This is a genomic window from Moraxella sp. CTOTU48268 (assembly GCF_032069585.1).
Taxonomy (GTDB): Bacteria; Pseudomonadota; Gammaproteobacteria; order Pseudomonadales; family Moraxellaceae; genus Faucicola; species Faucicola cinerea.
Genome location: NZ_DAMALV010000040.1, coordinates 1 through 21,302, shown reverse-complemented (window position 1 = coordinate 21,302; position 21,302 = coordinate 1). Strand labels below are relative to the sequence as shown.

The 21,302-nt window shown below is 45.0% G+C and carries 19 protein-coding genes; 9 read left to right on the top strand and 10 right to left on the bottom strand.

Annotation, left to right across the window (positions count from 1 at the left end; genetic code table 11):
- Positions 1 to 107: 107 nt before the first annotated feature.
- Positions 108 to 617: a ribosomal protein S18-alanine N-acetyltransferase gene (gene rimI / locus RT143_RS10705; protein WP_313092992.1), complete on the top strand. Its 510-nt coding sequence runs from the start codon at positions 108 to 110 to the stop codon at positions 615 to 617.
- Here rimI and RT143_RS10700 read toward each other — a convergent pair.
- The 3 genes from RT143_RS10700 to trxB are packed head-to-tail and all read right to left on the bottom strand — an operon-like array spanning position 610 to position 3,261.
- Complete coding sequence (locus RT143_RS10700; protein WP_313092990.1) at positions 610 to 1,428, bottom strand: arginyltransferase; 819 nt, start codon at positions 1,426 to 1,428, stop codon at positions 610 to 612. The genes rimI and RT143_RS10700 overlap by 8 nt on opposite strands.
- Positions 1,429 to 1,455: 27 nt before the next feature.
- Positions 1,456 to 2,247, bottom strand: coding sequence for a leucyl/phenylalanyl-tRNA--protein transferase (aat, locus tag RT143_RS10695; RefSeq protein WP_313092988.1), 792 nt, complete (start codon positions 2,245 to 2,247; stop codon positions 1,456 to 1,458).
- Between the two features lie 15 nt (positions 2,248 to 2,262).
- Positions 2,263 to 3,261, bottom strand: a complete 999-nt coding sequence (gene trxB / locus RT143_RS10690; protein WP_313092987.1) for a thioredoxin-disulfide reductase — start codon at positions 3,259 to 3,261, stop codon at positions 2,263 to 2,265.
- Positions 3,262 to 3,702: 441 nt separating this feature from the next.
- Here trxB and RT143_RS10685 point away from each other — a divergent pair, with 441 nt between their 5' ends.
- Positions 3,703 to 6,807 (top strand): DNA translocase FtsK, encoded by a 3,105-nt coding sequence (locus RT143_RS10685; RefSeq protein WP_313092986.1) that lies wholly within the window; start codon positions 3,703 to 3,705, stop codon positions 6,805 to 6,807.
- 75 nt (positions 6,808 to 6,882) lie between these two features.
- On the opposite strand, the gene RT143_RS10680 is transcribed toward RT143_RS10685, so the two are convergent.
- Both RT143_RS10680 and RT143_RS10675 read right to left on the bottom strand, forming a co-directional pair.
- Positions 6,883 to 7,248 carry a RidA family protein gene (locus RT143_RS10680; protein WP_313092984.1) on the bottom strand — a complete coding sequence of 122 codons (366 nt, stop codon included), beginning with the start codon at positions 7,246 to 7,248 and terminating at the stop codon, positions 6,883 to 6,885.
- A gap of 73 nt (positions 7,249 to 7,321) precedes the next feature.
- Complete coding sequence (locus RT143_RS10675) at positions 7,322 to 8,575, bottom strand: D-amino acid dehydrogenase (RefSeq protein WP_313092983.1); 1,254 nt, start codon at positions 8,573 to 8,575, stop codon at positions 7,322 to 7,324.
- A gap of 150 nt (positions 8,576 to 8,725) precedes the next feature.
- Between RT143_RS10675 and RT143_RS10670 the strand changes: the two genes are divergently transcribed.
- On the top strand, positions 8,726 to 9,196 hold the full coding sequence (locus tag RT143_RS10670) for a winged helix-turn-helix transcriptional regulator (protein ID WP_313092993.1): 471 nt from the start codon (positions 8,726 to 8,728) through the stop codon (positions 9,194 to 9,196).
- A 113-nt stretch (positions 9,197 to 9,309) separates the two neighbouring features.
- Here the strand turns inward: RT143_RS10670 and RT143_RS10665 are convergent, their stop codons facing one another.
- Entirely contained in the window at positions 9,310 to 10,956 is a 1,647-nt protein-coding gene (locus RT143_RS10665; RefSeq protein ID WP_175405743.1) for an NAD+ synthase, read from the bottom strand.
- A 559-nt stretch (positions 10,957 to 11,515) separates the two neighbouring features.
- Between RT143_RS10665 and RT143_RS10660 the strand changes: the two genes are divergently transcribed.
- Positions 11,516 to 11,770, top strand: a complete 255-nt coding sequence (locus RT143_RS10660; protein WP_313092981.1) for a hypothetical protein — start codon at positions 11,516 to 11,518, stop codon at positions 11,768 to 11,770.
- A gap of 26 nt (positions 11,771 to 11,796) precedes the next feature.
- Here RT143_RS10660 and RT143_RS10655 read toward each other — a convergent pair whose 3' ends face one another.
- Entirely contained in the window at positions 11,797 to 12,090 is a 294-nt protein-coding gene (locus tag RT143_RS10655) for a cell division protein ZapA (protein ID WP_007115956.1), read from the bottom strand.
- Between the two features lie 63 nt (positions 12,091 to 12,153).
- Positions 12,154 to 12,558, bottom strand: a complete 405-nt coding sequence (locus RT143_RS10650) for a hypothetical protein (protein WP_313092979.1) — start codon at positions 12,556 to 12,558, stop codon at positions 12,154 to 12,156.
- A 236-nt stretch (positions 12,559 to 12,794) separates the two neighbouring features.
- Here RT143_RS10650 and RT143_RS10645 point away from each other — a divergent pair, with 236 nt between their 5' ends.
- The 3 genes from RT143_RS10645 to RT143_RS10635 all read left to right on the top strand — a co-directional run bounded on the left by RT143_RS10645 (position 12,795) and on the right by RT143_RS10635 (position 16,174).
- Positions 12,795 to 13,535: a UPF0149 family protein gene (locus RT143_RS10645; RefSeq protein WP_313092978.1), complete on the top strand. Its 741-nt coding sequence runs from the start codon at positions 12,795 to 12,797 to the stop codon at positions 13,533 to 13,535.
- 78 nt (positions 13,536 to 13,613) lie between these two features.
- Positions 13,614 to 14,807 carry an acetylornithine deacetylase gene (gene argE, locus RT143_RS10640; protein WP_313092976.1) on the top strand — a complete coding sequence of 398 codons (1,194 nt, stop codon included), beginning with the start codon at positions 13,614 to 13,616 and terminating at the stop codon, positions 14,805 to 14,807.
- A gap of 17 nt (positions 14,808 to 14,824) precedes the next feature.
- Positions 14,825 to 16,174, top strand: a complete 1,350-nt coding sequence (locus RT143_RS10635) for an aminopeptidase P N-terminal domain-containing protein (protein ID WP_313092975.1) — start codon at positions 14,825 to 14,827, stop codon at positions 16,172 to 16,174.
- A gap of 88 nt (positions 16,175 to 16,262) precedes the next feature.
- Here the strand turns inward: RT143_RS10635 and RT143_RS10630 are convergent, their stop codons facing one another.
- Positions 16,263 to 16,736, bottom strand: coding sequence for an arsenate reductase/protein-tyrosine-phosphatase family protein (locus RT143_RS10630; RefSeq protein ID WP_313092973.1), 474 nt, complete (start codon positions 16,734 to 16,736; stop codon positions 16,263 to 16,265).
- A gap of 436 nt (positions 16,737 to 17,172) precedes the next feature.
- On the opposite strand from RT143_RS10630, the gene RT143_RS10625 reads away from it, so the two are divergent.
- The gene (locus RT143_RS10625; protein WP_050325993.1) at positions 17,173 to 18,567 is read left to right on the top strand and encodes a sodium-dependent transporter; all 1,395 of its coding nucleotides are present in this window, start codon (positions 17,173 to 17,175) and stop codon (positions 18,565 to 18,567) included.
- A 92-nt stretch (positions 18,568 to 18,659) separates the two neighbouring features.
- Here the strand turns inward: RT143_RS10625 and RT143_RS10620 are convergent, their stop codons facing one another.
- Positions 18,660 to 20,321, bottom strand: coding sequence for an aminotransferase class I/II-fold pyridoxal phosphate-dependent enzyme (locus RT143_RS10620; protein ID WP_313092971.1), 1,662 nt, complete (start codon positions 20,319 to 20,321; stop codon positions 18,660 to 18,662).
- A gap of 173 nt (positions 20,322 to 20,494) precedes the next feature.
- On the opposite strand from RT143_RS10620, the gene RT143_RS10615 reads away from it, so the two are divergent.
- Positions 20,495 to 20,986 carry a glutathione peroxidase gene (locus RT143_RS10615; RefSeq protein WP_313092970.1) on the top strand — a complete coding sequence of 164 codons (492 nt, stop codon included), beginning with the start codon at positions 20,495 to 20,497 and terminating at the stop codon, positions 20,984 to 20,986.
- Positions 20,987 to 21,302: the final 316 nt, after the last annotated feature.

The following is a 21,302-nucleotide window of genomic DNA, read 5'->3' as shown; positions in this document are numbered from 1 at the left end:
AGGTGGCCGTACTGTAGGTGCGGGTGTTGTTGCTAAAGTTAACGACTAATCGTTAGTAAGCATACAAAAGAGTCACTTCGGTGGCTCTTTTTTTATGGAAATAAATTATGACGGTGATATCGATATATAAGTTAGATAAAACGAGTACACAAGATAGTACTTCGCAGCAAGTACTGGCGCAGCTGGCACAAATTGAATCCGAGCTATTTGTCCACGATGCTTGGTCGGCTGCGCAAATCAATTCCCTGCTCGCGCAGCCATTTAACCATATAATTTATGCGACAGACGAGCTAAATCAGCGATTGGTCGGCTATTGCATTTACAACCATATATTTGAAGACGCAGAGATTTTAAGAATCGGAACTTGTCTTGATTATCAACAGCAAGGTATTGCAATCCAATTGCTAACGGGTATGGTGCAAATGTGCCAACTAACGGGTGCCGAACGGGTGCTATTAGAGGTAAGAGAAGATAATCATGCTGCCATTGCATTTTATCAAAAACATGGGTTTGAACAGATTGCCGTTCGCAAAAATTACTACGACAATCATGACATGACCAAAACCCATGCGTTAATTATGCAGCGCAAATTCAATGCTAAATTAAATGCTAAGTAGTATTCCACATGTTTAGATAATGCGCTTTTATCGCCTGCTGAAGCAGTGGCTCAACTTGCGCGGCTGTGACAGCCTCATCGAAGCGATGCCACTGTTGATTGATTAATAATTCACTGGGATAAAAACGCGATTTATACGCCATCTTATCCGAATCTGGTACCCAAAAACCTAAATATAAATAAGGTAATCCAAGACGTTTAACGTAATCAATCTGGGTAAGTATCGCAAGGGTGCCCAAACTGTTTATGGCTGCGTCGGGATCATAGAAAGTATAGACCGCGGATATGCCGTCATCTAATTGGTCGCAAACTGCCACCATGACTAATTCATCATGAAGCCAAAACTCCATAAAAAATGACTGGGTAAAGCTATATTGTAAAAACTGTTTAAACCCTTGTAAATTGGGTGGATACATATCGCCATCACTATGGCGAGCGCAGATATAGCGAGCATATAGCATAAAATGCGATTCATCGGCATCATCACAAGCCGTAATTACCACATCCATCTCGTGCGATTTTTGCCATAGTTTGCGCTGGGTACGATTGGGTTCAAACTCGTTAACTACTACACGCGTAGAGATACAGCGTTGACAATGAAAGCATACAGGGCGATATAAATGTTGTCCACTACGCCGATACCCGAGCCGTGAAAACTGAGAAAAAATAGGCGTATCTAAACGTTCATCCTTTGCCAATTCAATCAGATCTAAACGTGCTGCACGATCCGGTAAATAACTACATTGATGCAGCGGCGTCAATTGGCTGGTCAATGCTAGACTGATCGGGGGGTGGGGTGGTTTTAACGTCATTGGTGCTTTTAAATACCCTTAACTTACCTAAGCTTGCGTAGTTGGAGGTAGGTAATAAGTCATCAAATCCTCATTTAACAGTTGATTAAGTGGCAATTTTTGACCGCAAATCGATGACCAATCAATACTCGGTAGCGATAATTGTTGCGCAAGCTTATCTAAAAATTCCGCTCTGGGTACGATGGATGCACCTAAACGCATCAAATGTGGGTTAGGCAACTGACAATCCACCCAAGCAAATTGGGAATGTGCACACAGCTGCATTAACACAAAAAAAGCCGCTTTAGACGCATCTGTCACTCGGTGAAACATACTTTCACCGAAGAAAGCTTGTCCTAGCTTTAGCCCATAGAGACCACCAATCAGCTCATCATCATCCCAAATCTCGACACTGTAAGCGACTTGCTCGGCATGGAGCGCTGTATACGCTTCAATCATAGCGGGACTGATCCAAGTGGATGATGCAGAATCTTGGGCATAGGTACGGGTATCGGCACAGGCGGCAATCACCTCAGCAAAGGCAAGATTGAGGGAAAATGTCCAACCTGCATTTTTGATACGCCGTTTTAGGGTTTTACTGGCGCAAAAATCGCTAGGATAAATAATACAGCGCGGGTCAGGTGACCACCAAGCGATGGGCTCGCCTTCATTAAACCAAGGAAACATGCCTTGGCGATAAGCACACACTAAGGTATCAGCTGCCAAATCACCCCCCAGCGCAATTAACCCTTCACCGTCAGGGTCTGCCGCCATCGGGTCGGGAAATTGGTAACGGCAACCGAAAGGGCGTTGTAATGGGTGGTGATTTGGCAATGGCATCGTTCAAGGCATTAGCTAAACAGAGGAGGTGTTGGCTGATACCGTGGTATTGGTATTCGCTAGATTGACAATATCTAAATATTTTTCTGCATCCAACGCCGCCATACAACCCGTAGCTGCCGAGGTAATCGCTTGGCGATAGATATGGTCTGCCACATCCCCACAAGCAAACACGCCCTCGACACTTGTCGCTGTCGCATTGCCATCTAGACCACTTTTGACCACGATATAGCCATTATTCATCTCAAGCTGATCTTGGAAGATATCGGTGTTGGGTTTGTGCCCAATCGCTACGAACATACCAGGCGCGTTGATGGTTTTGGTAGACTGGTCTTGGAGATTTTCAATCACCACACCCGTCACGCCTGCGTCATCACCCACCACTTCTTTGACTTGGCTGTTCCATTCGATGGTCACATTGCCATTTTTTTGTTTTTCAAATAATTGGTCTTGCAGAATTTTTTCTGATTTTAATTTATCACGTCGATGCACTAGGGTGACGTGGCTTGCGATATTTGATAGATACAAAGCTTCTTCAACCGCTGTGTTGCCACCGCCAATCACCACCACAGGTTTGCCGCGATAGAAGAACCCATCACAGGTCGCACAGGCAGAGACGCCAAGCCCCATAAATTTTTGTTCAGAGGCGAGACCCAAGTATTGCGCTGATGCCCCTGTCGCTACAATGAGTGCATCACACGTGTAAGTGGCACTATTGCCGACTAAGGTGAAGGGTCGCTGAGTTAGGTTCACTTGGTGGATATGGTCATACACCAATTGGGTACCAAAACGCTCGGCATGGGCTTGCATGCGTACCATCAAGTCAGGTCCTGTCAAGCCTTGTGGGTCGCCAGGCCAATTATCAACTTCAGTGGTGGTAGTCAACTGCCCGCCAGTCTGCATACCCGTGATAATGACCGGTTTTAAATTGGCGCGCGCTGCATACACGGCGGCAGAATAACCCGCTGGACCTGAACCCAAAATAATAAGCTGGTGATGGATAATTTCTGACATACGTCTTTCCTAACAATCGCTGAATAATAAACTAAATAATAAAATAGGCTAATTTTTGATTCATAAGTAAGATAGGGGCTAACATCGAAAATAGCAAGTAAATGTTATTTTTATAACATATTCATCGCGCAATCAAAGCTCAATCAACGCTCAAAAATGGCGTCAGTTTGTTATCAAAAAATACCCTACTATCCGGCTTTGTTGGCTCAAACCGCATTTATCATAGGGCTTGAATTGAGTGATTTAACAAAGCAATTTTTCGCAAAAAAAGCTCAGCAACTCACCACTGAGATTTGATATGATAGTCGATTAAAAGGGTGATTTTAATCAACGTTTTTCCAAAATCATTGTTTTTCACAATCATTATCAGTCAGTCATGGCTGAACAAAGCGTTGGCTTACGGCTTATCCAAAGTGGGTTCAAATTCAAAGGTAAATTGCGTTGTCTTATTATATTCGTCAAAGTGTGCTTACGATTATCTGGCTAATCGTGGCATTGTTGTTAGTCATGTCCCTCATCAGTTATTCTGCCAATGATCCCAGTTGGTCGCATATCAGTAGTGCGGCAAATGAAGTCAGTAATTTAGCAGGCACAGGTGGTGCTTGGCTGGCTGATATTTTGTATGCGTTTTTGGGTGCGGCGAGCTGGTGGCTCATTGTCATTGCCTGTTATGAAGCTTGGAATGTATGGCGCCATGATGTAGAGCCTAATGGCTTGTTACGTTTTTTGGGTTATATCTTTTTAATCATTGCCACCGCAGGGCTGACAGGGGTGTTATCGTTTGGCTGGTTGGCGCAAGGCATGATCGGGCAAATCGTCGGCAATGGGCTTAGTAGTTTATTAACCTACTGGGGGACTTTATTGTTTTTATTGGTGTTTATTGCGATCACCGTGACGTTTACCTTTGATTTACATTGGCATGAGATTTTATCAGGTCAAGCTATTCGCAGCCGCCTACAAGCTGAAGCCGCAGATGATGAAGAAACCAATACTGAGCTGAAGGCGACTGCTCAAGAAGCAAGCCAAGCAAAACCAAACGACACCGCGCAACTGCCTTTGCCATTAGCCTCCCATGACACTGAACAAGCCACTTATGACAGTAGTCATCTAGCGGATAATGAGGCGTTTGTTGGTAGTCCACTCGATGCGTTTTTGGATGAAACGGGTTTTAGTGAAATTAAAGATTATGAATGGCTCGAAGAAAACGATGCCACCAATCCATTTAAACCCGTCAGCTCAACCTATGTAGCAAACACCAAGCTGACCAAAAAACTGGATGAAAAATTGCAAAGTGAAATCATTAAAAAACCGTTTAAAATGCCTACCTTGAATAGGCCGCATTCGATACAAGTAGCCTCGCAAATCACTCAGCCAACTCAGACAAAGCAGCCTAGTGTAGACACATCGTCAACTATGACAAACATGGATGAAGCCTCTATGATGTTTGCCGCAGGCACAGGGGAGCTAGCGGATAAACAAATTTCTGAGCCTATGACGGGTGTAGAGATGGCTGAACAGGACGAGACTATTGGGTCGTCAGATTTGGATGATTTACTTGGTAGCGTAGATGCTGGATATGACTTATTACAAAATCCTGTGCTAGAGCCATCATTCGAGGGCATTAAAACAGACGGCTTTGAAGCAGAAAGTATTGAAGCAGAAGGCATTGAAGCAGAAGGTGCAGAAGGCATTGAAACACCACTTACTTCAGTCGCATCATTATTGGGCATGCGACAAATCCCAGCGCAAGATAGGGGTAATGCCTCAAATGACAGTGCCACCGCACTTGTGGGAGCGGAATTTTCAACCCCTGCAGCAAGTCCGATATCAACCCAAATAGCACGTCCAGCGCAAGCCGTCACCCAGATTACTGGCAACGAGATTGATACCGACCAGATAACGTCTTCAATACCGACCCATAGTCGCTCAGTGGAGTCTGAGCTACTCAACGAAATCGAACAGCCCGCAGCGCCTCAGGTCAATCAGCCGCTTGATATCAATGATGATAGCCTATTTAGTCAGAAATCGCGTGCCATGCAAACCGCAGCTTATCGTGCCAATTTAAGCCCGTTACCGGAATTATCGCTGCTTGATTTGCCCGACCCTGACCGCAAGCCAAGCTACAGCCGCGAACAGTTGCAGCAGCTATCAGCGCTGTTAGAAATCAAGCTACAAGAGTTTAATATCAAAGCAGAAGTGGTCAATGCGCAAATGGGTCCAGTAGTGACACGCTTTGAAGTGTCGCTGGCGCCAGGGCTTAAAGCAAGCAAGGTGACGGGCATTGCCAAAGACTTGGCTCGGTCGCTATCTATGGCATCGGTGCGTGTGGTAGAAGTCATTCCAGGTAAACCTTATATCGGTATCGAAGTGCCCAATCCGCAGCGCCAAATGGTACGACTCATCGAGCTGCTGAAAACAGAGGCTTATCAAGACCCCGATGGCTTAATCAGTATGGCAATGGGCAAAGATATTGCAGGTAGACCGATTATTGCAGATTTGGCGAAAGCGCCACACATGCTAGTAGCAGGTACCACAGGCTCGGGTAAGTCAGTGTTGGTGAATTCGCTGTTATTGTCAATGCTGCTCAAATATACACCAGAGCAGCTGCGATTGATTTTGATTGACCCCAAACAGCTCGAGCTTGCCAACTATGGCGATATTCCGCATCTGCTCACCCCCGTAGTCACCGATATGACCGAAGCAGCCAGTGCTTTGGCATGGAGTGTGGCGGAGATGGAACGTCGTTATCAGCTGATGTCATTATTCAAAGTGCGTAAGCTTGATGAATTCAACAAAAAAGTCATGGCAGCCGAACAAAGTGGTGAGCCGTTACTGGATCCACTTTGGCGACCCAATGACAGTGTCAGCCAAGATAGAGCGCCAAAATTAAAATCGTTACCACAAATTGTGATTGTGGCGGATGAGTTTGCCGACATGATTATGCAGGTGGGCAAACAAGCTGAGGAGTTGATTACGCGTTTGGCGCAAAAATCGCGCGCTGCAGGGATTCATTTGATTCTGGCGACGCAGCGCCCCTCAGTGGATGTGATTACTGGTTTGATTAAAGCCAATATTCCCGTCCGTGCCGCACTTCGCGTCAACTCAAAAGTCGACTCGCGTACCATTTTGGATGCTGGTGGCGCAGAGGATATGCTTGGGCATGGGGATATGCTGTTTTTAGGACCTGGTCAAATCGAGCCTAACCGTGTACATGGTGCTTTTATCAGCGATGCGGAAGTCAACCGTGTGTGTGATGCATGGCGCGAGCGTGGCGCACCTAATTATATTGATAATATGTTTGATAACTTTGAGTTAAGCTCAGCGCCAAGTGGTGGCGATGCTAGTGGGTCTAGCAATGGCGAAGAAGACCCGCTGTATGATGATGTAGTGGCGTTTTTGCTCGAAACCCGTAAAGTCTCTGCATCAAGCATTCAGCGCAAATTTAGTATCGGCTATAACCGCGCAGCACGTATCGTTGATGCCATGGAAGAGGCGGGCTTGGTGAGCGGCATGACCAAAAGTGGTAAACGTGAGCTATTAATGTAGAGGTTAGACAAAATAAAAAAAAGGTGCGATTCAGGCACCTTTTTTATTTAACGTTTTGAGCGGCTATGGGTTCATTTAGTCTATGGTATTTTGCGCTGCGACTACGACAATTTCTAATTTCCACAAAGGATTAACCAACTCAGCTTTGACTGTCGCACGGGTAGGCTTTGGGCAATCGGTTAACCAGTCGCCCCACATGCTATTCACCACCTCAAAATCCGCCAAATCCTTGATAAAAATCTGAGCGGTTAGCAGACATGATTTGTCGCTATTGGCTTTGGCGAGCATGGCGTCGATATTGTCTAGCACTTCTTTGGTTTGTGTGTGGATATCGGCAGTGTCGGTATTTGGCACTTGTCCTGCGAGGTACACCACTTGGTTAAAAATGGTAATTTCACTTAGATAGTCATTGCTATCAAATCGTTGAATTGGTGCGATCATGGTGTTTTCCTTGTGAACGGATAGATGTTATTTATGCATAGTCTTTACAACTATTTCTGATAGAAAATAGATACTAGGAATAACGCTGTAATGATAAGCCGTCAATGCGAATGTCAGGCGTTTTGCCGAGCACCAAATCGCTAATTAATTTGCCAGAGCCACACGCCATTGTCCAACCCAATGTGCCATGTCCTGTGTTCAAAAATAAATTGCGATACCGAGTCGCGCCAATGATAGGGGTACTATCTGGGGTCATCGGACGTAGCCCTGTCCAAAAACTTGCGTTTGGCAAATCACCGCCCGCGAATAAGTCCTGCGTGACCATTTCGAGTGTAGCACGGCGCTGGGGGCTTAGCGTTACATCAAAACCACTTAATTCTGCCATACCGCCCACGCGAATACGGTTGTCAAAGCGAGTAATGGCGATTTTATAGGTTTCATCCAGCACCGTTGATTGGGGCGCTAAATCAGCATTGATAATCGGCACAGTCAGTGAATAGCCTTTGACAGGGTATACAGGCAGATTAAGCTGTAGCGGTTGCAAAAGTGCCCGCGAATAACTGCCCAACGCCAGTACATACTGGTCTGCCGTTAATAACTCACCATTTACTATCACCCCTTTAATCGCCCCAGCGTCGACTACTAGCTTTTCGATGGTTTGATTGTATAAAAATTTCACCCCCAGCGCTTTGGCTTGCTGCGCTAATGCTTGGCAAAACAAAAAGCAATCGCCTGTTTCATCATGCGGCAAATGCAATCCGCCAACCAGCTTATCAGTGGCATTTGCCAACGCGGGCTCAATCTCAGCCAACGCCTTGCTGTTGTCAATCAGCTTAAAAGGCACGCCTGAATCTTGCAATACCTTAATATCTTGCTGTACAGCATCTAATTGGGCGGGTTTACGAAAAACTTGTAAGGTGCCTTGTGAGCGGTTTTCGTAGTGAATGCCGGTGTCTTGACGCAACTGCTGCAGACAGTCGCGGCTGTATTCTGCCACTCGTACCATACGCTCTTTGTTGATGGCATAGCGCTTGGCATTGCAGTTTTTGAGCATTTGTAGCATCCATTGTAACTGCCACAAACTACCATCTAATTTGATGGCTAAAGGGGCGTGTTGTTGGAATAACCATTTAACCGCCTTCAATGGAATACCAGGCGCTGCCCAAGGGGTAGAGTAGCCAGGAGAGATTTGCCCAGCATTGCCAAAACTGGTTTCTTGTGCGGCACCTGCTTGGCGGTCAATCACCGTGACTTCTACGCCTTGCTTGGCTAAATAATAGGCACTTGTCACTCCAATCACGCCACTACCCAGTACCAATACGCGCATACCCACCCCCAAATATCTGCTTAATTATCAGTTAATTTCGCTAGTATAAGCAAAGTTTTGCAGTGAATTTTGCTGTTTTTATGCTAGAATTCTGCTGATATTATCGGTTTTATCATGTCAATCATCAAAAAACAGGATTTTCATTTTGCTATGCGTACTTTAGACCGTACCGACCGTTTAATCCTTGAAATTTTGCAACAGCAAGGCCGAATTTCTATCAGCGAATTGGCCGCCAGAGTTAACCTATCAACCACGCCTTGCTCAGACAGGGTTAAGCGCTTGGAGCGTGAAGGTATTATCACAGGCTATCATGCGCGGTTAAATCCAAATTTGGTCAATAAAAGCTTGTTGGTATTTTTAGAGATAAAGCTATCTACCAAGTCGGGCGATGTCTTTGAGCAAGTGAGCAAAAAACTGTCAGAAATTCCCGAGATACTGGAATGTCATTTGATTTCGGGTGAGTTTGATTTTTTGGTCAAAGCGCGGCTAAAAGAGATGAGTTCTTACCGTAAGTTACTGGGCAATATCCTAAAGCAATTGCCAGCGGCAGTGGAAACCCACAGTTTGATTGTGATGGAAGAGATTAAAGAAAGCTTGCATTTGGATGTGACAATGACATAACTGTCATGCAAGCTTTACGATACCTGCTTTGTGATACATGCTTTGCGACAGATGAAAAAAAAGACTGCCAAATCGCAGTCTTTTTGTGTTGTGCCGCGTTAGAATTTTGGAAATTAGAGTTTTGGAAACTCTAGCGACCAGTGATTGACGAGTGGATAGCGACGTTCACGCCCAAAGGCGCGGTGGGTAATCTTGGTGCCAATCGCTGCTTGACGACGTTTGTATTCATTACGGTCTACCATACTGAGTACTTTTTTCACCACATCTTTATCATAACCGGCTTCTACAATCGCATCATACCCAAAGTCGCGATCGATATACAGCTCCAGCATTTTATCGAGGGTATCATAATCAGGCAGACTGTCTTGGTCTTTTTGGTCAGGGCGAAGCTCGGCAGAAGGCGGACGCGTAATTACACGCTCAGGAATCACCGGCGTTTCTTCTAGTCGGTTGCGATAGTTGGCGAGAGCATATACTTGGGTTTTATACACATCTTTTAAGACATCAAATCCGCCTGCCATATCCCCATACAATGTCGCATAGCCTACGGCCATCTCTGATTTATTGCCAGTGGTGATGACTAGATGACCAAATTTGTTGGACAATGCCATCAAAATCATCCCACGCGCACGGGCTTGGATGTTTTCTTCCGTGGTGTCGGCGGTGGTGTTGCTAAACATCGGCTCTAGCGTATGGCGCATGCCTTCAACGGCGGCATGAATCGGGCACACGGTGTAAGACACGTTGAGTCGGTGCGCCTGTGCTTGCGCGTCTTGCAGGCTGATTTGCGAGGTGTACTCATAGGGCATCATGACTGCATAAACTTTATCTGCGCCGAGCGCATCAACGGCGATACATAGCGTGAGCGCCGAGTCTATACCGCCTGACAACCCAACCAATACGCCTTTAAAGCCAGAATGATTGACATAATCACGCAAGCCGACAACCAGCGCTTGATAAGTTTCAGCGATTTGGCTGAGCGCAAGCGGTGATTTGCGCTGTTCTGATAATATCACTTGACCGCTTTGGGCATCGTGACGAGCAACCACATACAGGGTATGCTGCAAAAATCTTGGCGCTTCTTGGACGATTTTACCTTGAGCATTGACGACCATCGAGCCGCCATCAAACACCAAGTCATCTTGACCGCCCACGCTATTGGCATACACAATCGGAATATTGTGCTCAGTGGCACGGCTTTTTAATAAAGCCTTACGTTGTTCTTGCTTGTTTTGCTCAAAAGGTGATGCATTGAGGCTGATGATGATTTCTGCACCTTTTTCTTTGAGTGCGCGAATGGGAGCGTCTTGCCATAAATCTTCACAGATAAGTAGTCCAATGGTCAGCCCTTGATAGTCAAACAACACTTGGTTGTGACCGGTGTTAAAATAGCGGCGTTCATCAAACACGCCATAGTTTGGCAGGCATTGTTTGTGATAAAAGCCTTTTTGCTGACCATTGTGAATGATCGCCACTGAGTTAAACGTGCCATTGGGGTCAATGTGTGGATAACCCACTAGCATCACGATATCTTTGACCGTGTATAGTAATTCAAAAGCAAGTTTCACACGTGAGGCAAGGCTTGGACGTAGTAACAAATCTTCAGGCGGATAACCCAGCAGTGATAACTCAGGAAAGACAATGATATTAGCCCCCTTGTCACGGGCATCTTTAGCCAGTTCTACCATTTTTTTGGCATTATTGATGACATCGCCGACAATAAATTGCTGCTGTGCCACCGCAATTTTTAGCCCCACCATAGAATCTGCTTGGCTAGTTGGTTGGCTAATCGGTTGGCTTGATGACTGAGAAGTTGAATGAGAAACTGATTGAGAGGCTTGCTGAGCAGATTTTTGAGAAACTGGCTGTGGGTTTGCTGGTTGGTTTGGCGTAGTAGCTTCGGCGGCCATTGACTCACTCGGTAGCTGCGTTGGTACGCTATCATCTGGGGTTAAATCAAGGTGTGACATGAAAAATCCTTCAGTAAAAATTTATTATGGGGTCGTCCCTTTAGTCATAGCCGTCTAAAACGGTATGCAAGCATCATGCCGCTATTATAATTATTGGTGGCAACGGCGATGGCATTACAAGATAAAATTATTCTACATTATATCGCTTTATGATATGTTTACAATTGCAATCTTTAGACGCTACAACCGAAAAACGCTGCAACTGGTAAAATTAGCCTAAACATAGCACGAATAACCCATCAATGCGCGATTTTTTGCAGTATAATCAAACCTTACAATGCTAATTAACAGGCAGTCATAACGCTTAATTGGCAACGATGATTCGTTCATTAGACAATGAGGTGAAGCGATGTTTACCGCAATTTTTGTGGTTTTGGTGATTATGGGGCTTAGCTGGGTTGGGATGAAATGGATGTATCCGCGACCACCGCAAGGTTATTTACAACCGCAGCCAGGCGAGAGTACCGAGCTGCGAGCGTGTGATTTTTGCCATCATACGTTAGCAGAGTGGCGAGGGATTGTAGAAGGGGATAAGTTCTTTTGTAATCAAGAACACCAAGCGGATTTTCATGCTGGCAAACACTACCAGCGCGCTCAACATTAGTCGAATTTTATTTTACACTAAATACGTTAGGCAAAACGCGCAACGTCTTCTAACATTTTACCCACTAGGTCTTGCGCTTGGCTTTCGTTTTCTTGATAGCGTTGTAAGTTTTCTGATTTTTCAAACAACGTCAACGCGCATAGTACCAATAATTCTTCTTGGGGTAGCTGAGGCGCTTGGCGGCGTACCTCTTGCATAAACTGGTTAATATAGCTTGCCGCACGCTGCAACGCAGGCTCTTCCGATTCTGGGCAGTTGATGGTATAGCTACGACCATTGATCAGGATATCAACTTTTTTAATGCTTTGGGCAGATGCCATAAGATTTTCCTAACGTATTCAAATGTTCTAAACATGACTAAGGCTGGCTTAAATAGGGGCGGGTTAGTTTTCGCTGTCAATTTTTGCCAAGCGCTCTAACACAAGCTTGGTATGCTCTGCCGCAACGCGATTTTTTTCAATCAGTTTTTGATTTTGTGCGGTAAAAATCTGTAATTGGTTTTGGGTTTGTTCGTATTCGGTACTTAGCATGTTGTGAGATTCGGCAAGTGACTGATAGCGCTGCTCAAGTGCTTGATACTCTTCGGCTTGTCTGGCAAGTTGTTGTTCCAAATTTTGCTGCAGTTCTTTGCTGGCATCGAGCTCAGCTTGTACCGCTTGCAATTGGTCTGCGGTAACAGTTGGCTGTGCTTTAATACGGGTTAGCTCGCTACTGGCGAATTGATATTTATCGCGAAGCTTAGTCAATGCGGTTTGTAGCTGGGTCAGTTGGTCAATTAGGGTGCTCATGATATGATGTCTAGTCAGTAATCGAGTGAATAATCAAGTAAATCATCAAGAGCGACGTGATGGGCGCTCGTTGACATGAATAGCAAAAGGTTTTTTTGGTATAACTATAGCGTGAAGGCTTAAAATTTGAGTGATACTTATATTATTTTACCACTTTAATAATGCCATAGTTGACCGCATTAAGGCTAGTATTATCTCAATGTTGATATAATTTTTTGTGAAAAAAGGGTAAAGCGATGGATGATTATATTTCGGGTTGGCAAGATTGGACACAAGCATTTGAGGATTGGCATGACGTCACCATTAGTGAGTTACATGGGCTACTCTCAGGGGTGCTCAGTGTGTGTGATGCGCCAACCGAGCAAGAGTGGCAACTGCTACTGACTGAGCTGAGCTTTACCGAGCTTGAGCCAAAAGCGTTAGAGATAGTGACCGAAGAGGGCGAGGATATGGTGGCGGTGTTAACCGATGATGCTGATAGCTACCAGTTTATGCCGTTGTTGCCCGATGATGACCATCCACTCTATGAGCGTTTGATGGCACTTAAGAACTGGGCAAATGGCTTTTTGACAGGCTTTGGCGTCACCGATAGTGCGCTACGCCCGGAAGAAAATAGCCTGTTTAATGACTTGGCAAAAATCGGCGCGCTGCGGGTTGATGCGTATGATGAGGCGCTGCAAGGCACAGACAATGCTGAAGGCGAAGTTGAATATATGGAGCTACTTGAATTTGTGCGCATGATTCCTGTGAGTGTGTCACAAGGGCGAGTGCGTAAATCAGTCGCCAAGTTGCCGCTCATCGCAGGATTTGCGCTAAATCGCCCTGTGGGCAAAGCCCAAGAGATTGATGAGGAGCATTTGGATTTTATTGAGCAGCTACGGGATGATGAACTCGATTGGGAAGCAGAAAAAGATACCAATGATGATTTTGTTACCCATATGGTTATAGATGCCATGACAGGTAAAAAGCCGAATTGATGCTAACACCCTATTTCGACTAGATTTACCCTGATAGGGTGTTTTAATAGTTTAAAATTTGAGAAAAATGGAACGACTATGGGCTATCCATCCAACGCCGTAGACTGGTTAACAAAGCTGATTGGTTTTAATACTGTCAGTCGCTACTCCAATTTGCAATTGATTGAGTATGTGGCGGGCTATTGTGAGCAGTTGGGGTTGTCGCCACGTTTGACCTTTAATGCCGATAATACCAAAGCCAACCTCTTTGTGACTGTACCTGCGATAGGTAAGGGTGATACCGTAACGACAGGGGGTTTTGTGTTTTCGGGGCATACGGATGTGGTGCCCGTTGATGGGCAGGCATGGGATACCGATCCGTTTGTGGCGACCATTATAGAGGATAAGCTATACGGGCGTGGGGCTTGTGATATGAAGGGCTTTATTGCTTGCGCCTTGACCCTGTTGCCCTCTGTGGTGCAAGCAAGTCGCGATAGGATGCTCAACAAACCGATTCATCTGGCACTGTCGTATGATGAAGAAGTGGGTTGTTTGGGTGCGCCATTACTGCTTGCAGATTTAAAAGCGCAAGGGATTAAGCCCGACTACTGTATCGTCGGTGAGCCGACCATGATGAAAATGGTCACCGCGCATAAAGGCATCCAAGTGTATCGCTGCCGCGTGCATGGCAAATCGGTGCATTCATCGCTGACCCCGCAAGGCGTCAATGCCATCAGCTATGCTAGCAAAATTATCAATTTTATTGATGAATTAGCCGAACAATTGCAACAACGTAACGACCAAGACATGGCGTTTGACGTACCCTTTTCGACCTTGTCAGTGGGCACTATTACCGGCGGTACGGCAACCAATATCGTGCCCAACCTGTGCGAATTCACCTTTGATTACCGTAATTTGCCGCACATGAATGAAAGCCAAGTGATTGAGCCGATTCGCGCCTTTATCAAAACCCTTGAGCCTAAGATGCACGCCATTGACAGCGACACAGGCATTGAGCTAACTCGCAACGAAAATGTCCCTGCGATGACCGATAAAGATAGCCAAGCCTTGCAACAGCTCATTGAAAATTTGGTAGATGAACAGCAGCGCCATAAAGTAGCGTATGCTACTGAAGGCGGGCAGTTTACCAATGCAGGCATTCCGACGGTGATTTGCGGACCTGGCGATATTGGCAATGCCCATAAAGCCAATGAGTTTGTCAGTCTAAACCAACTAGCAAAATGCGAAAGCTTCCTACAGCAAATTCTTCAACAATGCTGTGACAGCCATTAAAAATTTTTGGAAATATCATGTCAAATCAATTAACCATACAGTTGTTGCCAAAGCTTCCCCAAAGCGAATTTGCCAAACGGCGTGCCAAACTTGCTGAACAAATGCCAAACAATAGCATTGCGATTTTGCAAACCGCACCCGCGCATATCCGCAACAACGATGCTGAGTACAAATACCGCGCCGACAGCAGTTTTTTCTACCTAACTGGCTTTGCCGAGCCAGAATCAGTCATGGTTTTGGAAAAAACTGACCATACTATCAAATACACTTTATTTTTACGTGAAAAAGACAAACTACGTGAGATTTGGGATGGTAAACGCGTGGGGCTTGAAGGTGCAACCGCAGAATTTGGCGCCGATAAAGCGATTGCCATTGGCAAAATTGATGAGGTGATGCCGACATTGATTTTTGGTAAAAAACACGTGTTTGCCCGCTTTAATAATGAGCTGATTGGCTGGCTTAATCAAGCCAAGCAGCTGCAGCGCGGCGAAGGTGTGGTCGATACCGTCACCAATATTGATAGCCTTATCAATGAAATGCGGCTGATAAAAGATGAGTGTGAAATTGCACGCATGAAAGTCGCCGCCCAAATCAGTGCTTACGGGCATATTCGCGCCATGCAAAGCGTGGCACCCATGATGCAGAAAAATCAGGGCAATGAAAGCAGACTGGAAGCTGAAGTCAACTATGCTTTTGCCCAATACGGCTGCGTACCCTCTTATAATAGTATCGTGGCTGGCGGCGACAATGCCAATATTTTGCATTATGTCGAAAACGACCAACCGCTGCAGGACGGCGACTTGGTGATGATAGATGCGGGCGCCGAATACCAACACTATGCAGGCGATATTAGCCGTACTTTTCCTGTGAGTGGCAAGTTCAGCGACGTGCAAAAACAAGTGTATGATATTGTGCTCAATGCCAATATCGCCGCGATCAACAGCCTAAAAGCAGGTGAACATGGCAAAATCCATCATGAAACTGCGCTCAAGGTACTGACCCAAGGCTTGATTGAGTTGGGGATTTTGACAGGCGATGTCGATGAGTTGATTGCTGATAAAGCCTACTTGCCGTTTTATATGCATGGCACAGGGCATTGGCTTGGCTTAGATGTGCACGATGCAGGGCGCTATACTGGCGACGACGGCAAACCCAGAAAGCTTGAAAAAGGCATGGTGATTACCGTTGAGCCAGGCTTGTATTTTGCGCATGACAATGCATTGGTACCCAAGAAATATCGGGGTATTGGCATTCGGATTGAGGATGATGTAGTCATTACCGAGGGTGATCCGCTGGTTCTCACCTGTGACGTACCAAAAACAACGGATGCGATTGAAGCATTAATGCAGCAAAAAGTTGATTCATAGATAGATTGATAGAGGCAAAGAAAAAAAATAGAAAAAAGAAAAGCCCAAGACAGCTGGGCTTTTTTACGGGCAATCGTTCATCGGGATGTTAGGCATCCGCTGATGGATGTGCCAAATGCTCGATTTTATCTTCGGGCAAGTTTGTCAATAAATGGATGCGCTGAGAGAGTTGGCGTAATACTTGGCTAAAGGCGGCTTTTTCCACATCACTATCGGCTGATACACTGTCGGTATCATTGATATGCCAATGTGCGCTTAGCGGGAATTTGCCATCAATGTCCGCATGTTGCTGTAAAGAATTGCACAGCCCAATCACCAAATCAATCTTTGGCGCGTTGTCTTGTAAAAACTGCTTGACGGATTTGGGCGCTAAGCCTGTGACGTCATAACCTTCTTGTTTTAATACCTCAAGCGTGAATGGATGCGCGCTAGGGGATGGCTCAACGCCTGCGCTATAGGCTACAAAACGGTCACTGCCAATTTTATTCAAAATGGCTTCTGCCATCAGGCTACGGCTAGCATTGTGCTTGCACAAGAACAACACGTTATAAGGCTGCGTCATCAATAATTTCCTTGTCATCAATCTGCGAACGGTCAACACGTTGGGACGTGCAATTTTTGATAATAAAATTTTACCGTTAATGGCAAAAAATTGCTATCAAAATCCCCACAATTGTGCAAGTTTAAACCGGTGACATTAACCGCTAAGTTTTGCCAGCAATTCGATATCAAATAGGTTAAAAAATTATTTATTCCAAAAAGTAATATTTAATATAAAAATAATTTACGTTTAATGGATTTTAAAAATAAAAGTTTTAAATAACTGATTTTATTATATTTTATGTAACTGCAAAAAAATAATGACTTGCTTGTATAACTTTTGGTTGGGTTTTGTGAAAAGAAAGTTTGACATTAACTATTGATTCATGAAAAATCTACATACTGCAAGATTCTCGTTGCAATTTTTTCATTTAATCACATTCGACTAGGGAGGGATTATGAGCACTAATCACAAGTCGTCTCATTCCCAGTGGAGCTCAAAGATTGGGTTTTTAATGGCTGCCGTGGGTTCTGCGGTCGGTCTTGGCAGTATTTGGAAGTTTCCTTACATGACAGGCGATAGCGGTGGCTCGGCATTTGTTATCGTGTTTATTATCAGTATCGCGCTTATTGGTTTTCCAGTGTTGGTCACTGAATGGCTGATTGGTCGACGTGGTCAAAGTAACCCAGCGGCAAGTTTTCGCAAAGCGGCGGTAGCCAATAACACCTCACCTGCCTGGAGTCTGCTTGGCTACTTTGGTATTTTAGCCGCTTTTATGATTTTGTCATTTTATAGTGTGATTGGCGGCTGGTCGCTTAATTACACCTTAAAAGCTGGTATCAATGCCTTTGGTGGTCTCAATGCCGATGCCACTGGCAAAATTTTTGAGACGATGTTAGCCAATCCAACCGAAATGACGTTGTGGCACACGGCGTTTATGGGCTTGACGGCGCTAATTGTGGCAGGTGGTGTATCAGCAGGTATTGAGAAAGCATCAAAAATCATGATGCCTGCGTTGGCTTTTATCCTATTATTTATCGTGGGATATAACGCGATTAATATGGATTTTGCCAAAGGCGCAGAGTTTTTGTTTAAGTTTGACTTGCAGCGTATGCAGGAAGTTGGCGTGGGCAAAGTGCTGATGGCGGCGCTAGGACATGCGTTCTTCTGTCTGTCACTGGGTATGGCGATCATGGTGAGTTATGGTTCATACCTAAAACAAGATGTTGATTTATTGGCAACCGCGCGTACGGTGATTATCTGGGATATTATCTTCTCATTGGCGGCAGGTCTTGCGATTTTCCCAATTTTATTTAGCAATCATCTTGATCCAGCGGCAGGTCCCGGTTTGGTGTTTGTGACCTTGCCAATCGCCTTTGGTCAAATGAGCCTAGGTGTGGTGGTGGGTACTTTATTCTTCTTGTTATTGACTTTTGCGGCATTGACGTCGTCGATTTCAATTCTTGAGCCCATTGTCGAGTTCTTGGAAGAAAAAACCCCAATGAGCCGTAAAATCTGTACGCTAGTGGGTGCAGTGGCAACGTGGGCAGTGGGTGTACTTGCGTTATTGTCATTCAATAAATTGTCTGATTTTGCGGTATTTACTATTCACAAAAACGGTAAAGACATCCCACAAGGTATCTTTGACGCGCTAGATTATACCTCCAGTAAAATCATGCTGCCTTTGATTGGTTTGGGTACCATTATCCTCATCGGCTGGTTTATCAACCAAGAATCGGTAAAACGTGAATTGGGGCTAGATGGCATGAAATGGACCATTTGGCAAATTGTGGTAAAATTTGTCGCACCGATTGGTATCATCGCCGTATTTTTAACGGAGTTACTGGGTTAATCCCAAGGGCTTTATCTCAATAGCTGTATGTAATTAATTGCTCACAATAAAAAACCCCGAATTTATCGGGGTTTTTTTCTTTCACTGAAACATTAATCGGTGCCATATTCTTGGCGTTTTGTGGCAAAAAAGCGCTCAAGTCGATCCATCGCTTCATGCAAATCTGATGCATTGGGCAAAAATACCACGCGAAAGTGGTCAGGCGCATGCCAGTTAAAGCCTGTACCTTGTACCATCAAGACTTTTTCTTGTAGTAATAATTCCATCATAAACTGCATGTCATCTTCGATTGGATAAATGTCACGGTCAATTTTTGGGAAACAATAAAACGCCCCCTGTGGCATGGTACATGAGATACCTTTAATGGCATTTAGGCGCTCGATAGCGATGTTGCGCTGCTGGTACAGGCGACCGGTTGGTGCGGTCAAGGCTTGCATACTTTGATAGCCACCCATCGCCGTTTGAATCGCGTATTGTGAGGGCACGTTGGCACACAGCCGCATCGATGATAGCATGGTTAACCCTTCAATAAAATCAGCCGCATGGTGTTTTTTACCCGATAACATCATCCAGCCTGAGCGAAAACCTGCGATACGGTGCGACTTTGACAAGCCATTATAGGAGATAACCAAGCAGTTTTTGGCAAGGGTGCACAACGGTACATGCACGGCATCATCATACAGCACGCGGTCATAAATCTCATCCGCCATCAGTACAAGCCCGTGTTTTTCTGCCAGTGCCACGATTTTTTTTAAATTTTCGGTAGAGTAAAGCGCGCCTGTTGGGTTGTTTGGGTTGATGACCACAATGCCTTTGGTGCGCTCATTGATTTTGCTTTCGATATCGGCAATATCTGGCTGCCAGTTGTCTGCTTCATTACACAGATAATGAACTGCTTTACCCCCTGCCAAATTCGTCGCCGCTGTCCAAAGCGGGTAGTCAGGCATAGGAATCAGCACTTCATCGCCATCATCCAGTAATGCTTGCATAGTCATCACAATCAGTTCAGAGACCCCGTTGCCCAAATACACATCGGCAACATCTACCGCTTCTAACAATCCTTTGGCTTGGTAATACTGCAAAATCGCTTTACGCGCGGCAAAAATCCCTTGAGAGTCTGAATAGCCAATCGCATTGGGCAAATTCATCGCCACATCTGATAAAATCTCTTGCGGCGCTTCAAACCCAAATGGGGCAGGGTTGCCGACATTGAGTTTGATGATTTTATGACCTTGTGTCTCCATGCGGTTGGCAGTTTGTAGCAAAGGACCGCGAATGTCATAGCACACGTTTTGCAGTTTGTTGGATTTGTTCAAAGTTTTCATGGTAGATACATCACTACTAGGTTTGGGATTAGGTGTGGGATGGTTGGGTTGAAAATTGGTAGCAGCGGGGGTGGTAGATTGAGTGGTTTGATCCTGCCGCGGGTTCGCTTGATTGGCATCGCTTAATGCTTGTGCTACAGTAGTATCATTGACCGTATGCGCTGCGAATGCTTGGGTGTTGACGTTATGACTTTCCACCCCAGTACCTGATAGCAAATAGCTTTCGCTGCACCCTAACAGACTGGCAAGCACAGGCAGTTTATTGGATACGATGCCATTGGAACCGCGCTCCCAATTAGAAATCGCGGCACGGCTAACTTTAGCACCAGCTTGGGTCATTAAATCGGCAAGTTCAGCAGTGGTCAAACCTTTGCTTTTACGCAGCTGCGTCAAGCGTTGTCCAGCCGATAGTTTAGCGTCAGTGTGCATAGCGGGGGAATTCCAGTTGAATATCAATGAATTTTATCAATGCTTTGTCAGAAATACTGACAAATTTAAAGTATAAGTATTGCAGATAACTGCCAATAGATAAATTACGCTTATCAGTATAATAATGCAAGAAAAACTTACAATTTTTTTAATTAACAACAAGGAGATTTGCTATGGAAGATTTTTACCAATTGTCCGCGACCGATATTCGGGGTCAGCTATTTGATTTTGACACCCTTAGAGGTAAAGTCGTATTGATTGTGAATACCGCGAGCAAATGCGGCTTTACCCCACAGTTTGAGGGCTTAGAAAAGCTATACCAAGCTTATAAAGACCAAGGATTGGTGGTGTTGGGTTTTCCCTGCAACCAATTTGGTCAGCAAGATCCTGGTAATGAAGCGCAAATTAGTGAGTTTTGCCAAATCAATTATGGCGTGACCTTTCCGATGATGGCGAAAGTTGACGTTAATGGTAAAGACACCCATCCTGTTTATCAGTTTTTAAAATCACAGCCACAAGGCAAGGGTATGTTGGGTGACGCCATCAAATGGAACTTTACCAAGTTTTTAGTTGATGCACACGGCAGAGTCGTAGATCGTTTTGCACCGACCAAAGCCCCTCAAGACCTTGAAGCGGATATCAAAGCACTACTGGCGCAACCGTGAGAAAAGGCGGGAGAGAAAAATAAAAAGGATTTAATTGGGGGAATTAAATCCTTTGGGTGACAAGCGATAGAGACATTGTTATTATTGTTATCTTATTATTCTTATTGTTAGCTATGACCTTGCTGGCCATGTAGGTATGATAAGGTTTTTATGTGACAACCACATGACATGCTCAGCAAAATTTTTTAAAAATTTTAATATTTGCCAAAAAAAATCATTGACAGCAAAAATAAATTCTCTATAATACCCACCACAGACGATGGGTCGTTAGCTCAGTTGGTAGAGCGTCTGCCTTACACGCAGAATGTCGGCGGTT

What these genes read in the sequence shown, in the direction of transcription:
- RT143_RS10670 (WP_313092993.1), top strand. Translation starts at nt 8,726, where the DNA reads ATGCGTACTTTAGACCGTACCGACCGTTTAATCCTTGAAATTTTGCAA.
- RT143_RS10665 (WP_175405743.1), bottom strand. Translation starts at nt 10,956, where the DNA reads ATGGTGGGGCTAAAAATTGCGGTGGCACAGCAGCAATTTATTGTCGGC.
- RT143_RS10655 (WP_007115956.1), bottom strand. Translation starts at nt 12,090, where the DNA reads ATGGCATCTGCCCAAAGCATTAAAAAAGTTGATATCCTGATCAATGGT.
- RT143_RS10630 (WP_313092973.1), bottom strand. Translation starts at nt 16,736, where the DNA reads ATGACGCAGCCTTATAACGTGTTGTTCTTGTGCAAGCACAATGCTAGC.
- RT143_RS10645 (WP_313092978.1), top strand. Translation starts at nt 12,795, where the DNA reads ATGGATGATTATATTTCGGGTTGGCAAGATTGGACACAAGCATTTGAG.
- RT143_RS10660 (WP_313092981.1), top strand. Translation starts at nt 11,516, where the DNA reads ATGTTTACCGCAATTTTTGTGGTTTTGGTGATTATGGGGCTTAGCTGG.
- RT143_RS10620 (WP_313092971.1), bottom strand. Translation starts at nt 20,321, where the DNA reads ATGCACACTGACGCTAAACTATCGGCTGGACAACGCTTGACGCAGCTG.
- RT143_RS10635 (WP_313092975.1), top strand. Translation starts at nt 14,825, where the DNA reads ATGTCAAATCAATTAACCATACAGTTGTTGCCAAAGCTTCCCCAAAGC.
- aat (WP_313092988.1), bottom strand. Translation starts at nt 2,247, where the DNA reads ATGCCATTGCCAAATCACCACCCATTACAACGCCCTTTCGGTTGCCGT.
- trxB (WP_313092987.1), bottom strand. Translation starts at nt 3,261, where the DNA reads ATGTCAGAAATTATCCATCACCAGCTTATTATTTTGGGTTCAGGTCCA.
- RT143_RS10615 (WP_313092970.1), top strand. Translation starts at nt 20,495, where the DNA reads ATGGAAGATTTTTACCAATTGTCCGCGACCGATATTCGGGGTCAGCTA.
- rimI (WP_313092992.1), top strand. Translation starts at nt 108, where the DNA reads ATGACGGTGATATCGATATATAAGTTAGATAAAACGAGTACACAAGAT.
- RT143_RS10675 (WP_313092983.1), bottom strand. Translation starts at nt 8,575, where the DNA reads ATGCGCGTATTGGTACTGGGTAGTGGCGTGATTGGAGTGACAAGTGCC.
- RT143_RS10650 (WP_313092979.1), bottom strand. Translation starts at nt 12,558, where the DNA reads ATGAGCACCCTAATTGACCAACTGACCCAGCTACAAACCGCATTGACT.
- RT143_RS10625 (WP_050325993.1), top strand. Translation starts at nt 17,173, where the DNA reads ATGAGCACTAATCACAAGTCGTCTCATTCCCAGTGGAGCTCAAAGATT.
- RT143_RS10680 (WP_313092984.1), bottom strand. Translation starts at nt 7,248, where the DNA reads ATGATCGCACCAATTCAACGATTTGATAGCAATGACTATCTAAGTGAA.
- RT143_RS10700 (WP_313092990.1), bottom strand. Translation starts at nt 1,428, where the DNA reads ATGACGTTAAAACCACCCCACCCCCCGATCAGTCTAGCATTGACCAGC.
- argE (WP_313092976.1), top strand. Translation starts at nt 13,614, where the DNA reads ATGGGCTATCCATCCAACGCCGTAGACTGGTTAACAAAGCTGATTGGT.